This is a genomic window from Epilithonimonas sp. (assembly GCF_032055105.1).
Taxonomy (GTDB): Bacteria; Bacteroidota; Bacteroidia; order Flavobacteriales; family Weeksellaceae; genus Epilithonimonas.
Map to the genome: position 1 here is coordinate 33,401 of NZ_DAMBRK010000018.1, position 12,563 is coordinate 45,963.

At 32.9% G+C, this 12,563-nt stretch carries 13 protein-coding genes and 2 tRNA genes (1 of these 15 cut by a window edge); 11 read left to right on the forward strand and 4 right to left on the reverse strand.

The features are described from left to right. Window positions 1-48: transfer RNA gene (locus RTY06_RS13880), tRNA-Met, on the reverse strand (it extends 128 nt beyond the left edge of the window). A gap of 232 nt (window positions 49-280) precedes the next feature. Beyond that, a tRNA-Met gene (locus RTY06_RS13885) sits at window positions 281-356 on the reverse strand. Window positions 357-568: 212 nt separating this feature from the next. Here RTY06_RS13885 and RTY06_RS13890 point away from each other — a divergent pair. Genes RTY06_RS13890 through RTY06_RS13900 form a run of 3 tightly spaced genes read left to right on the forward strand, consistent with a single transcriptional unit; the run spans window position 569 to window position 3,901 of the window. Then, window positions 569-928: a BlaI/MecI/CopY family transcriptional regulator gene (locus RTY06_RS13890; RefSeq protein WP_312825576.1), complete on the forward strand. Its 360-nt coding sequence runs from the start codon at window positions 569-571 to the stop codon at window positions 926-928. Further along, a complete protein-coding gene (locus RTY06_RS13895) occupies window positions 928-3,009 on the forward strand; it encodes a M56 family metallopeptidase (RefSeq protein WP_312825577.1) in 2,082 nt (693 codons plus the stop codon). The genes RTY06_RS13890 and RTY06_RS13895 overlap by 1 nt, the downstream gene beginning before the upstream one ends. A 55-nt stretch (window positions 3,010-3,064) precedes the next feature. Further along, window positions 3,065-3,901 carry a GLPGLI family protein gene (locus RTY06_RS13900; RefSeq protein ID WP_312825578.1) on the forward strand — a complete coding sequence of 279 codons (837 nt, stop codon included), beginning with the start codon at window positions 3,065-3,067 and terminating at the stop codon, window positions 3,899-3,901. Window positions 3,902-3,979: 78 nt separating this feature from the next. Here RTY06_RS13900 and mscL read toward each other — a convergent pair whose 3' ends face one another. After that, window positions 3,980-4,354 carry a large conductance mechanosensitive channel protein MscL gene (mscL, locus tag RTY06_RS13905; RefSeq protein ID WP_312825579.1) on the reverse strand — a complete coding sequence of 125 codons (375 nt, stop codon included), beginning with the start codon at window positions 4,352-4,354 and terminating at the stop codon, window positions 3,980-3,982. A 130-nt stretch (window positions 4,355-4,484) separates the two neighbouring features. On the opposite strand from mscL, the gene RTY06_RS13910 reads away from it, so the two are divergent. Then, on the forward strand, window positions 4,485-5,969 hold the full coding sequence (locus RTY06_RS13910; protein WP_312825580.1) for an NAD(P)H-hydrate dehydratase: 1,485 nt from the start codon (window positions 4,485-4,487) through the stop codon (window positions 5,967-5,969). 16 nt (window positions 5,970-5,985) lie between these two features. On the opposite strand, the gene RTY06_RS13915 is transcribed toward RTY06_RS13910, so the two are convergent. After that, on the reverse strand, window positions 5,986-6,990 hold the full coding sequence (locus RTY06_RS13915; protein ID WP_312825581.1) for a DNA topoisomerase IB: 1,005 nt from the start codon (window positions 6,988-6,990) through the stop codon (window positions 5,986-5,988). 162 nt (window positions 6,991-7,152) lie between these two features. Between RTY06_RS13915 and RTY06_RS13920 the strand changes: the two genes are divergently transcribed. The 7 genes from RTY06_RS13920 (at window position 7,153) to rluF (ending at window position 12,521) form a co-directional block, all read left to right on the forward strand. Further along, window positions 7,153-8,052 carry a cell division protein FtsX gene (locus RTY06_RS13920; RefSeq protein WP_312825582.1) on the forward strand — a complete coding sequence of 300 codons (900 nt, stop codon included), beginning with the start codon at window positions 7,153-7,155 and terminating at the stop codon, window positions 8,050-8,052. 2 nt (window positions 8,053-8,054) lie between these two features. After that, window positions 8,055-8,360, forward strand: coding sequence for a DUF3098 domain-containing protein (locus RTY06_RS13925; RefSeq protein ID WP_312825583.1), 306 nt, complete (start codon window positions 8,055-8,057; stop codon window positions 8,358-8,360). Between the two features lie 75 nt (window positions 8,361-8,435). Next, window positions 8,436-9,254, forward strand: a complete 819-nt coding sequence (locus tag RTY06_RS13930; RefSeq protein WP_312825584.1) for an undecaprenyl-diphosphate phosphatase — start codon at window positions 8,436-8,438, stop codon at window positions 9,252-9,254. 43 nt (window positions 9,255-9,297) lie between these two features. Further along, window positions 9,298-9,996 carry a tRNA pseudouridine(55) synthase TruB gene (truB, locus tag RTY06_RS13935; protein WP_312825585.1) on the forward strand — a complete coding sequence of 233 codons (699 nt, stop codon included), beginning with the start codon at window positions 9,298-9,300 and terminating at the stop codon, window positions 9,994-9,996. A gap of 202 nt (window positions 9,997-10,198) precedes the next feature. Further along, a complete protein-coding gene (locus RTY06_RS13940) occupies window positions 10,199-11,077 on the forward strand; it encodes a T9SS type A sorting domain-containing protein (RefSeq protein ID WP_312825586.1) in 879 nt (292 codons plus the stop codon). A 131-nt stretch (window positions 11,078-11,208) separates the two neighbouring features. Next, the gene (locus RTY06_RS13945; protein ID WP_312825587.1) at window positions 11,209-11,778 is read left to right on the forward strand and encodes a hypothetical protein; all 570 of its coding nucleotides are present in this window, start codon (window positions 11,209-11,211) and stop codon (window positions 11,776-11,778) included. 20 nt (window positions 11,779-11,798) lie between these two features. Continuing rightward, complete coding sequence (gene rluF, locus RTY06_RS13950; RefSeq protein WP_312825588.1) at window positions 11,799-12,521, forward strand: 23S rRNA pseudouridine(2604) synthase RluF; 723 nt, start codon at window positions 11,799-11,801, stop codon at window positions 12,519-12,521. Window positions 12,522-12,563: the final 42 nt, after the last annotated feature.

The following is a 12,563-nucleotide window of genomic DNA, read 5'->3' on the forward strand; positions in this document are numbered from 1 at the left end:
GACCTCCGGGTTATGAGCCCGACGAGCTACCTACTGCTCTACCTCGCGATATTGTACTGCAAATATACGACTTTTTCAATACAAGTCAAGCGAATTGGTGTTTTTATTTTCTTTAATTGAATTCTAAATTTTAAAATTCTCGCAGATATAGCAATTCTGCTGATAGAAATAATCTGCTTAATTAGCGGGATCTATGAGATGATATTATAACCAATTCTACAAACAAATTCTTAGTTTATGAAATAAAAAAAAGAGAACCACAATTGTGATTCTCTTGATTTGGTTGCGAGGACACGACTCGAACGTGCGACCTCCGGGTTATGAGCCCGACGAGCTACCTACTGCTCTACCTCGCGATATTGTGGTGCAAAGATAAGACTTTTTCGATACAAGTCAAGTCATAGAATGGAAATTTTGAGTAATAATTGTTTGTATTTTGATTTTCAATTAGTTATAATATTTAACGTCTTTTAACTATAAAAATAGTTGTACGAATGAAAATTAATCCTACATTTGTATTACTAAGTTTTTAGTGATATAAGATTGATTGTTTTTAAAGTATTAGATTATGAATAAGTTAACCAAAGCAGAAGAACAGGTAATGCAGTACCTTTGGCAGATAGAGAAAGGTTTTTTAAAAGACGTTTTAGAATTGTTTCCCGAACCAAAACCGCATACCAACACGATTTCTACGATTTTGAAAATCTTGATGGAAAAAGGATTTGTGAATTACAAAACTTTTGGAAGACAACACGAATATTTCCCATTGATAAGTAAAGAGAATTACAGCGGAAAGTCTATCAGAAGCTTGGTTAAGAATTATTTTGAAGGGTCATATACCAATGCGGTTTCGTTTTTGGTAGAAGAAAACGAAATTAGTGTAAAAGATTTGGAGCTTTTGTTAAACGAACTTAAAAACAAGGAATAATGGAACTAATTTTACTTTATTTTGGCAAGATGATTCTCTGCTCAGCAGTGATGTTTGCCTATTATCTTTTGTTTTTAAAGGATAAGACTTTTCATCATTACAATAGATTTTATCTTTTGTCTTCGGTGGTTGTGAGTCTTGTTCTGCCTCTGATAAAAGTTTCTTATTTTACGATAGAAACAAACAAGAATTTGTATCTGCTGTTGAGCGGATTCAATCAAAATCAATCTCAAACAACAAACTATGATATCACTATTTATTCAGTTTTTTATACAATTATTGGAGTGGTTTCAGTCACTCTTTTAATTAGATTAATATTAGGAATTTTAAAAATCAATTCGATAAAAAATCAGTTCCCGAATGAAACAATCGAGGGAATTAAATTTTATCAAACCAATCTTAATAATGCGCCGTTTTCATTCTTCAGAAACCTGTTCTGGAAAAAGTCAATAGAGATTAATTCTCCTGTTGGTCAGCAGATTCTGAAACACGAGATGGTTCATATAGAACAAAAACACAGTTGGGACAAACTTCTGATGCAGGTTTCCAAATCTGTTTTCTGGTTCAATCCTGTGTTTTACTTCATCAACAAAGAAATCAATCTTATTCACGAATACTTGGCGGACAACAAAGCAGTTAAAAAGTCCGACACCAGAGCATTTGCGCAGATGCTTCTCGAGAGTCATTTCTCGGGGTCGGTGATTCCTGTTACAAGTCCTTTTTTATCATCTAACCTCAAAAAAAGACTTACAATGCTAACAAAAAACCAAACCAAGTACAGCTACGCACGCAAACTTTTTGCGCTACCAATTTTATTCTTTATGGTATTCGCCTATATGGTGAATGCAAAAAACAAAGAAATTACAGAAACGAACAAAGCAATTGAAATTGCTGTAAACGAAATGAAAAATGACACGATAAAACCTAAAACTTCCGAGTTTGACAGTTTATCGATGAGTCATCAAAAACAAACACAATTATATTCTGAAGCTTTGAAAGAAGACCATTTGAAGATGTCTGCGCTTAGTGCAAAAATGGCTGAAAAAAGCAAAGCATTATCGGCTCTTAAAAAAGCTAAAAAAGAAGATTCATCAGAATATAAGGCTTTAGAAAATGATTTGGAAAATCTTTCTAATCAAATGCAGTCTATTGTAGATTCTGACAACTATCAAAAAAATCTAAAAGGTTTGGAAGAACATTCTGAAGCGATGGCTAAAATGTATGATTCTCCTGAATTCAAGAAAAGAATTGCCGACGCAAAAAAAGCGGGCAGAGATGCTGAAGCAATGGTTAATTCTCCAGAATTTAAAAAGAGAATTGCTGATGCAGAAAAGCAAGCAAAAATAGCTGAACGAATGATGAAATCTCCAAAGTTCCAAAAGAATTTGGAAAATGCACAGGAACAAGTTGAGAAAATGCAGATTAAAATCAATTCTCCTGAATTCAAGAAAAAGATTCAGGATGCACAGAAAAGAGCACAAGATGCGCTTGAAAAGTATGGGAAAACTTATACTAATGACGAGTTTCAGAAAATGATAAAAGACCAATTTGGGAAAGATGCTTTTACGGATGGAACAGTAGCTTATGGTTTTGATGCAAGCGATTTTCCTGAGTTTAAAGACTTGACAAGTAATTTCAAATTTAATTTTTCTGATGATAATTTCTTTAATGAAGCTAAATCCAAATTGTCTCCAAAAGAATTGAAAAAAATGGAGAAAAAAAGAAAGCAACTTCAGGAAAAGCAGAAAGAACTGATGAAAGAGCAAAAGAAGCTTCAGGAAAAGCAACGTGAATTGAACAAAGAGATGCGTCAGAATAATCCTTGGACAATTAGCTTTAATTCTAATTTGGATTCTCCTAATAAAATAGTGTTTGTTGATAGTCCAAAGATTAACGCTTCCAATAAGACTTTTGTTCTCAACAAAACTGCATCATCTTCTAATTTGGATAATACAACAATTTATATTGATGGAAAACAGGTCGAAAAGTCAGAACTTCAGAAATTAGATCCTAGCATAATTTCTTCGATGAGTGTTTTCAAAACTAATGGAATAGGGAAAATCGAAGTTATTACAAAATAAACAAGTACATTCATAATTCTTTAGCCGGTTCGCCGGCTTTTTTAATAATTTATATATGAGAAAATTACTTTTACTTTTTACGTTTTTAGGAGTTTTGACAATTGCTCAAAACAAACGATTCATTTACGAATACAAATTCATTTCGGATTCAACCAATCTTGAGGATGTTAAAACAGAAATGATGTTGTTGGATACCACAAAAGATGGTTCCAAATATTACAGTTACACCGTTTTTAATTCGGATTCTATTATGAAGGTGGATTTGGAAAAACAATTGGCTGCTACAGGTTCTATCAATGTAAAATCGGATATGCGAAAAGGAGATGTAAGATATTCGGTAACAAAAACTTATCCTGATTATAAAATTAATCTCCATCGCAGATTGGGAATGGATGCTTACAATATTTCCGACGACAGAAAAATCAACTGGAAAATCTCATCAGATAAAGAAAAGATAGCAGAGTGGAATGCTCAAAAAGCTGAAGCAGATTTTGCTGGCAGACATTGGATGGCTTGGTTTTCTACAGAAATTCCCATTCAAGATGGACCTTATAAATTTAATGGTTTACCAGGGCTGATTGTTAAGATTGAAGACAAAACAGGTTCTCACAAACTAGAATTGAAAGGAATCAAAAATATAAAAAAAGAATTGGATATTAATGTTTTTGACGCTAAAGAAATTGCCGTCAATTCCAAACAGTTTCAGAAAGTGATTAAAGAATACGAAAATGATCCTACAAAAGGAATCAAGCAAATCCAAATGGGCGGAACGTCTATCGTTTTAACGGGAAAAGATGGGACTTCTACCAAAATTGCAAAAGAACAAGAAGAACGTTTGAAAGCTCGAATCAAAAAAGATAATAATAGAATTGAGTTGGATATTGAGAAGTAATACTAAATCACTTCTAATAATCTTTTTCGGATTGAAACTAACTTAAAAAAATCGCCACTCCAAAAGTGGCGATTTTTATTATGCTTTTTTCTTAAGTTCGTCACGGATTTCCATCAGTAATTGATCTGTAGAAGATGGCCCGGCTGGTGCAGCTTCTGGTTTTTTGTTGAACTTGTTGGCTAGTTTAATCAACCAAAATAAAACAAATGCAATCACCAGAAAACTAATGACGGAAGAAAGGAAATTTCCATAGGTCACGCCATTCCAAGCTAGTTCTTTGATGTTTTCTGCACCGGCAGCTTTCAAAGCAGGTGTCAATAGAAGCGGAGTGATAACATCATCGACCAATGATTTTACAATAGCTCCAAATGCAGCACCTATGATAACACCGACTGCTAAGTCAACTACATTCCCTTTGAATGCAAACTCTTTAAATTCTTTTACAAATCCCATAGTTGTATTTTTTTATAGTTAGTTATAAACAAAAGTATCAATTTTTTTTTAAATCGATTTATTTATTACTATTGATAAAAGAGTATTATTGATTAAATTTGAAACTGCACTCTTTTAAAATTTAATTCTAATGAAAATCCTTTCATCTTCTCAAATCAAAGAATGTGATTCTGCAACCATAGAAAAAGGAATTTCTTCCATTAATTTGATGGAAAAAGCAGCCAAGAATTGTGCTGATTGGATTGGTGATAATTTTAAATCAAATCAAAGTTTCTCCATCTTTTGTGGAAACGGAAATAATGGAGGAGATGGATTCGCAATTGCAAGAATGCTTTATGAGAAAGGATTTGATGTCGATGTTTTTATTGATGAAAATAACTCTAAGTTTTCTGAAGATGCAAAAATTAATCTTAATAAAATAAAACCAATCAGCGGAATTACAATTAAAGATTATTCTGAATTTGATAACCGTGATAATTCTATAATCATTGACGCGTTATTCGGTTATGGATTGAATCGGGAATTGTCTGAAGAATTTAAAAATTTAATTGAAAATCTGAACCAAATTCAGGCTTCGAAGATTTCTATTGATGTTCCAACAGGATTATTTGCAGACAAGATGATTGACGAAGATTCTGTAGTTTTTAAAGCAGATTTCACATTGACTTTTCAATTCTATAAAAGAAGTTTTCTTCATCCAGAAACGGGAAAGTTTTGCGGAAGTATTATCGTTTTGGATATTGATCTTGATGAAGATTTTATTAATAAAACAGAAACCGATTATTTTGTAGTTGATGAAACTTTAATTAAAAACATTTACAAACCTAGAGAAGAATTCAGTCATAAAGGGACTTATGGGAAAAGTGTTTTGGTTGGCGGAAGTTATGGTAAAATCGGTGCAGTTTTGATGTCAACTTTATCAGCTTTGAAAACCGGAAGCGGGTTGACTTTTACAATTGCTCCGAAATGTGGAAATATTATTCTTCAATCTCAGGTTCCTGAAGCAATGTTCATAGATTCAGGGGAAAATCATATTAATGAAATAGAAATTCAGAATAAAGCAGTTTACGGAATCGGACCAGGTTTGGGGAAGAAAATCGAAACACAAAAAGCTCTATTAGAATTTCTTGAAAATTATAAGAATTCGGTTGTTCTGGATGCAGATGCGCTTAACATTTTAGCAGAAAATCAAAAATTAAATCTAATTCCAAAACATTCTGTCATTACACCACATCCTTTGGAATTTGAAAGATTGTTTGGGAAAACAGAAAACTCTTTTGAAAGATTAGAATTAGCAAAACAAAAAGCAGAAGAATTACAGATTTTTATTATTCTAAAAGATCATCATACGGTTGTAATTACACCAAATCAAAAGGTTTTCTATAACATCACAGGCAATTCCGGAATGGCAAAAGGCGGAAGTGGTGATGTTCTCACAGGAATTTTAACATCATTGATTTCTCAAAAATATGACGTCGAAAAAGCTTGTGTTTTCGGAGTTTGGCTTCACGGAAAAGCCGGTGATTTTGCAGCTGAGGAATTCTCAAAAGAAGCAACGTTACCTACAGATTTAATTAACAAAATTGGAAACGTCTTCAAGTATTTATCGTACTAATTGATATAATGCCTTGTCAGGCTGAGGCTCTCGAAGCCTTTATCTTAGATTTCAACATATACAACACGCCAATTTCTGTTTCAGATAGGTTTTCGTTTTTCTTCAAAAGTTTTTTAATTTCTTTCTGGAAATATTGGATGGTTTGTCCGTTTTTATAATGTTCAAAAATTCTGGGATCAATATAAGAATCTCGGGCAACGGCAGGCGTATTTCCCAATCTTTCGGATACGGCAACGATAGCATTTCGGATTCTTTTATTCATTTCTTTTTGCTGTTGTTTTTCACAGATGCCAAGTTCGTCTAATATTCCTGCGGCAATCATAGTTCCAGCCCAGGTTCGGAAGTCTTTTGCGGAAAATTCTTCGCCCATTACTTCTTTGATGTATTGGTTAAGATCCTGGCTTTCTACCAAAATTAATTCTTCATTTTCATCATAATATTTAAAAAGTCTGTAGCCAGGCAATTCTTCCAATTGGGCAATAACTTTTGATAATTTTGAATTAATGATGTGCTTTTCCTGGAATTTTCCCGATTTTCCTTTGTAAGAAAAAATTATTTCGTCTCCTTCTATACTCAAGTGTTTTTTACGGATTGTCGTTAAGCCATAACTTTTATTTTGCTGCGTGTATTTTGGACTTCCAGGTCGGAAATAAGCAGAGTCCAGAAGTCTTACCATAGCGGCCATTACTTTTTCGCGGGTCATTTTTTTCTTACGAAGATGTTGTCCGGTAACCCGTCTCATATGCTCCAGATTTTCTGCAAAATGGAGGATTCTGTCAAACTTGTCCGCGTCTTTTTTCGCACGAAATTTGGGATTATAAATATATTGTTTTCTGCCTTTCTGGTCGCGTCCAATAGCCAATATTTTTGCCCGTCTGTTGGTGGTAATTTCTACATTGGTCCACGCTGGCGGAATTACAAGAGATTGGATAAAATCGATTTTATCTTGATCCTTCAGTTTTTCATTATGTTGATTGATGTAGAAGAAATTTTTGCCTCTGGTTTGACGTAAAATTTTCATAATTCTTGATTTGGTAAAATTCTTTAAACAATAAAAATGCCGAGTTTAAATTTTCTCAAAAAGGAATGAAATAGTACATTTTATAAAGTTTTTATGATTTTATTAACAGAGACTAAAACCAATTATTAAACGAAAATTTCTATTTTAGCAAAAATTTTTTTGATGCCAAAGACCGTTGACGATTTTAACAAAAGTAGACTCCGATCCAGCAATATTACTGTAGTTATCAGTATTTCACTGGTTTTGTTCCTTGTAGGATTATTTGGATTGATTTTGATTAATGCTCAAAAATATTCTGATTATATCAAAGAACAATTAGTTGTAGAAGCTTATTTTGATGAGTATCTTGACCCGAGAGATTCTGCGAAAACACTAAAATTTCAGGAAGAGACTTTTGCGAAAATCAAGGAGCAAAATTATGTAAAACAAGCCAAGTATATTTCCAAACAACAAGCGACAGTTCTTGCTAAAAAGCAACTAGGAATAGACGCTGATGCATTGTTTGAAGAAGATATTTTCCCTGCATCTGTTGAGGTTACTTTGAAACCCGAGTTTGTAGATCCAGCAAAAATTGACGGTGTTGTAGCTCAATTAAAAGCCATAAAAGGTATAAAAGATGTAGCGAACGACAATAAGCTAACTATAGATGTTTACAATAATCTAAACAGAATCTTGACTTGGATTTTAGCATTTTCAATTTTATTCTTGATTGTTGCAATGGTTTTGATTAATAATTCAATCAGGCTTAAGATATTCTCTAAAAGATTCATTATCAAAACAATGCAGTTGGTTGGGGCGAAAAGAAGATTTATTCTAATGCCTTTTATCAAAGAAGCTTTGGTTCTTGGTTTAATTGGCGCATTTATCGGACTTTTAGCTTTAGGCGGAATCTGGTATTATTTCACCAATCAAATTGGAACCCCTTTTGTACAAGACACCAATCAGTATGTTGTTTTGGTATTAATAGTTTTGTTTGTTGGTATTTTTATTACAGTAGCAAGTACTATCTTTGCAACTTGGAGATTCTTACGAAGCAATGTGGATGACCTTTATTACTCTTAAAAATGGCAAAAAAAACAAAAAATAAATATTCTGCAGATCAGTTTGGGACATCCGAAACGGTGGAGAAAAAAGCATTCTATTTTGGAAATAAAAATTTCAAATTGATGTTAATTGGTTTGGGATTGATTCTCTTAGGATTTGTTCTGATGATGGGAGCTGATGCAAATACAACACCAGACGGGAAATTGGATCCTAATTATTGGAACGAGGATATTTTCTCATTCAGAAGAATCAGGCTTGCTCCGCTTTTGGTGATTACTGGTTTTGTAGTTCAGGTGGTTGCAATTCTGAAAAGAAACAAAGATTAATTTTAAATTTAAATAAAATAAAAGCTTTGTCTTGATCATTCGAGGCAAAGTTTTTTATTAATAAAAACAGAAACTATGGATTTGATAAAGGCAATTATCATTGCAATTATAGAAGGACTTACAGAATACCTTCCGATTTCTTCAACCGCTCATATGGGGTTTGCGGCTAATCTAATGGGATTGGAAGAAACCGAATTTCTAAAAATGTTTCAAGTTTCAATTCAGTTTGGAGCGATACTTTCCGTGGTGGTTGCTTATTGGAAAAAGTTCTTTGATTTCAGCAATCTTCAGTTTTATTATAAATTAGCTTTTGCAGTAATGCCAGCTTTAGGAATTGGTTTTTTCTTGGATGATTTAATAGAATCTGTTTTGGGAAATCAAATCGCTATTTCGTCTGTTTTGGTTTTAGGTGGCGTTGTTTTGTTATTCGCAGATAATTGGTTCAAAAACCCGATTGTTCACGATGAGAAAGAAATTACAATCAAAAAAGCTGTAACCATTGGTTTTTGGCAATGTTTGGCAATGATGCCTGGGACGAGTAGAAGTGCAGCATCCATCATTGGAGGAATGGCACAAGGTTTATCCAGAAAAGCGGCTGCTGAATTCTCTTTTTTCTTGGCAGTTCCAACGATGTTGGCAGTGACTGTTTATTCAATTTTTGTAAAAACTTGGGGTAAAGAAACGCCAAATCCAATGAAAGGCTACGAAATGATTTTGGAATCCCAAGACCATATTTTAATTTTCATAATTGGGAATATTGTCGCATTTGTTGTTGCTTGGATTGCTATCAAATCTTTCATTGCTTTGTTGAATAAATATGGTTTCCGACCTTGGGGCTGGTATCGTATTTTTGTTGGTATCGCTTTGTTGATTTATTTCTATTTCTTTAAGTAATACTTTCCAACTCTCAAACTCAAAAAATACTTTAATACTTAGAATGACGGCAGAAGAATTACAATCCGGACACATATTTCTATTGGACAAACCTTTGGATTGGACCAGTTTTCAGGCTGTTAACAAGTTGAAATATAAACTCAAAAGAGAGTTCAAAGAACTGCCAAAGAAATTCAAAATTGGGCATGCTGGAACTTTGGATCCACGAGCAACTGGACTTTTGATTGTTTGTACAGGAAAATTCACGAAGAAAATTCCTGAGATTCAAGATGCAGCAAAAGAATATTGGACAGAGATAAAAATCGGCGTTCAAACCGAATCTTACGACACCGAGAAACCCGAGATTTTGCATCAAGATTATTCTCATATTACAGAAGAACAGATTTATAATATTTTAGAAAAATTCATCGGTGAAATCGATCAGAAACCTCCTGTTTTTTCTGCACTTAAAATTGATGGAAAACGCGCTTATGATCTTGCAAGAGCTGGAGAAGAAGTGGAAATGAAATCTAGAAAAACAACGATTCATTATATTAATGATATTAAAATTGATTTGCCTTTAGTTTCTTTTACAGTTGGATGTTCAAAAGGAACGTATATCAGAAGTTTGGCTCACGATATTGGGCAGGGGTTAGAAGTTGGTGCTTATCTTACACAACTTAGAAGAACAAAAATCGGTGATTATTCTGTAGATAATGCGACTTCTGATTACCTTGATAACGAATTCTATTTTAATAATTAAATTGTTTTATTTTATCTATTCCATAATAAATTGTCAGTAGTTGTTGAATTTTGGAATGATAATATCTTGAAATTTAATTTATATGCTAATAAAAATGATAAGTTAAAGTTTAAATTACTGTTTAATTCTATTGTTTATTTAATAAGGATGTGCTATTTTCGCTATCCTTTTTTAAAACGAATGTTTAATTTAAATAAATAATATGAAAAAAATTCTATTATCTTTCTTTGCTACATCAGCAATTTTTTATTCGGTTAATGCTCAAACAAAAATTTCTTTCGAGACATCAGAAGGGTATTCTTTAGGATCTTTAGATGGACAAAAAGGCTGGGCAGTTTGGGGCGATGCGGTAAGTGCTATGACTCAAGTTACAAACCTACAACCTACTGACGGTGCTAATTCTTACAGACTTGTAAGCGATGAATACTATACAGGTGATATGATGGGTATTGAAAAACAAATTAATGCTTTTTCCAAAACTGATCTTTCTTTAGATATTAGAATTGATGAATTAGATGGGTCAGATCAGGCAGTTGATTTGTATGATGTTGATTATAATCCTATTGCATCATTTTATTTCGATTATGAAGGAGGTATCAATGCTTATGACGGAACTTCTTATCAAGTTGTTGGAACTTGGACTGCAAATACAGTCTATAAATTGAAATATGTTGTCGATCTTACAGCAAATCAAATTGAATATTATTTGAATGGTAATCTAGTTTTAACTGGTTCTATAGTAGATGCTGTTAGTTTAGACATCATTGATTTAACAACTGATAATTATTCTAGCGGATATATTGTAGATAATATTCAAATTGCTGATGCTACTTTAGCGACTTCTGACGTTTCCAAAAAAGATATCTTTACAGTTTATCCAAACCCTGTTGTAGATGTTGTTAATTTTGATCTTCAAGGTAAAGTAACTTCTGTTGAGGTTTACGATGCTGCAGGTAAATTGGTTAAGTCAGCAAATGATGGTGCTAAGTCTTTGAATGTTTCAAATCTTGCAAAGGGAAGTTATCTTGTAAAAGTGAATGCAGATAACCAAATTTATACTAAGAAAGTAATCAAAAAATAATGACTTTCTAATTGACTTAAAAGCTCTACTGAAAAGTAGAGTTTTTTTTGTATTCAATTTTAATAAAACATAGCTTTGCTAAATATTTTAAACAGAATTTTGTTAGAGATAAATTAGTGAAAAGATATTGAATGAAGAAAAATTTACTTATTATAACTTTGCTTTTTTCGGTTTTAGCTTTTGCACAATCGGAAGAAAAATATAGTAAAACAATGGGGTTTTACATCAGCCCGAATGTTCAGGTCGGTTATAATCTTGGAAACTCGATAAAAGACAGTCAGCATAAGAATGATGCTTATTATCAGCAATATGTTTCCCCTTATCTTCCCAATGATTTTACTTATGGCGTTGGTGTTGTGGGAGGTTATCAGTTATTGTCTTTTTTTGCTTTGGGAACAGGGATTAAGTACAATTATATTTCAGATAATTTGCATTTGCTCAATTGGGTTATTCAGCCTAAATTTATTATCAAAGGTGATACGGCAGCAACCACATTCGAGTTTGAGTATGGAAAACAGTTCAATCAATCTAATGTAAGTGATACACATTATTTTGGAGGAAAAATTGGCTATCAGGATTTCTTTTCAAAAAGATTGAATCAGGAAATTGGATTGTTCATCTATAGATATAACTCTAATGTTTCTAATGCTTGGTTTATAGGACTTTCTGGAAGCATAACGGTTTTTAGTAAAAAGAATTAAACAGTTTACGGTAAAGATTAATGGAAAAAATAAGAATCAACAAGTATTTGTCAGAAGTAGGTTTTTGCTCCAGAAGAGAAGCAGACAGACTTTTGGAAGAAGGTAGAATTACCATCAATGGGAAAGTTCCGGAATTGGGAACCAAAGTTTCTGACGAAGATGAGATTTTCGTAGATGGAAAAACCATCAAAAAAACTGAAGAAGAATTTGTTTACATCGCTTTCAATAAACCTATTGGTATCGTTTGTACAACAGATACGAAACGTGAGAAAAACAATATTGTTGACTATATTAATCATCCAAAACGTATTTTCCCAATCGGAAGGTTGGATAAACCGAGTGAAGGTCTTATTCTTTTAACTTCTGACGGAGACATCGTCAACAAAATTTTACGAGCTCGAAACAATCACGAGAAAGAATATTACGTAAGAGTTGATAAACCTATTACCGAAAAATTTCTTGAAAAAATGAGAAATGGTGTTCCGATTCTTGATACAATTACCAAAAAATGTGAAGTCGAGAAAATCGATACAATGAATTTCCGGATTGTTCTGACACAAGGACTGAATCGCCAAATCCGTAGAATGTGCGAGCATCTTGGCTACGAGGTGAAAAAACTCAAGAGAATCCGAATAATGAATATCAAACTCGATCTTCCTGTTGGGAAATGGCGCGATCTGACTCCACAAGAAATGAACGAACTTAACGGATTATTAGAAGACTCTAGTAAAACGTTTGAATGATTTTTATAAAATGAAAATACAATGATCTCGTAGATTTGTTGG

Coding starts and splice junctions, on each gene's coding strand:
- RTY06_RS13930 (WP_312825584.1), top strand. CDS start 8,436: ATGGATTTGATAAAGGCAATTATCATTGCAATTATAGAAGGACTTACA.
- RTY06_RS13925 (WP_312825583.1), top strand. CDS start 8,055: ATGGCAAAAAAAACAAAAAATAAATATTCTGCAGATCAGTTTGGGACA.
- truB (WP_312825585.1), top strand. CDS start 9,298: ATGACGGCAGAAGAATTACAATCCGGACACATATTTCTATTGGACAAA.
- RTY06_RS13915 (WP_312825581.1), bottom strand. CDS start 6,990: ATGAAAATTTTACGTCAAACCAGAGGCAAAAATTTCTTCTACATCAAT.
- RTY06_RS13890 (WP_312825576.1), top strand. CDS start 569: ATGAATAAGTTAACCAAAGCAGAAGAACAGGTAATGCAGTACCTTTGG.
- RTY06_RS13900 (WP_312825578.1), top strand. CDS start 3,065: ATGAGAAAATTACTTTTACTTTTTACGTTTTTAGGAGTTTTGACAATT.
- RTY06_RS13945 (WP_312825587.1), top strand. CDS start 11,209: ATGAAGAAAAATTTACTTATTATAACTTTGCTTTTTTCGGTTTTAGCT.
- RTY06_RS13920 (WP_312825582.1), top strand. CDS start 7,153: ATGCCAAAGACCGTTGACGATTTTAACAAAAGTAGACTCCGATCCAGC.
- rluF (WP_312825588.1), top strand. CDS start 11,799: ATGGAAAAAATAAGAATCAACAAGTATTTGTCAGAAGTAGGTTTTTGC.
- RTY06_RS13910 (WP_312825580.1), top strand. CDS start 4,485: ATGAAAATCCTTTCATCTTCTCAAATCAAAGAATGTGATTCTGCAACC.
- mscL (WP_312825579.1), bottom strand. CDS start 4,354: ATGGGATTTGTAAAAGAATTTAAAGAGTTTGCATTCAAAGGGAATGTA.
- RTY06_RS13940 (WP_312825586.1), top strand. CDS start 10,199: ATGAAAAAAATTCTATTATCTTTCTTTGCTACATCAGCAATTTTTTAT.
- RTY06_RS13895 (WP_312825577.1), top strand. CDS start 928: ATGGAACTAATTTTACTTTATTTTGGCAAGATGATTCTCTGCTCAGCA.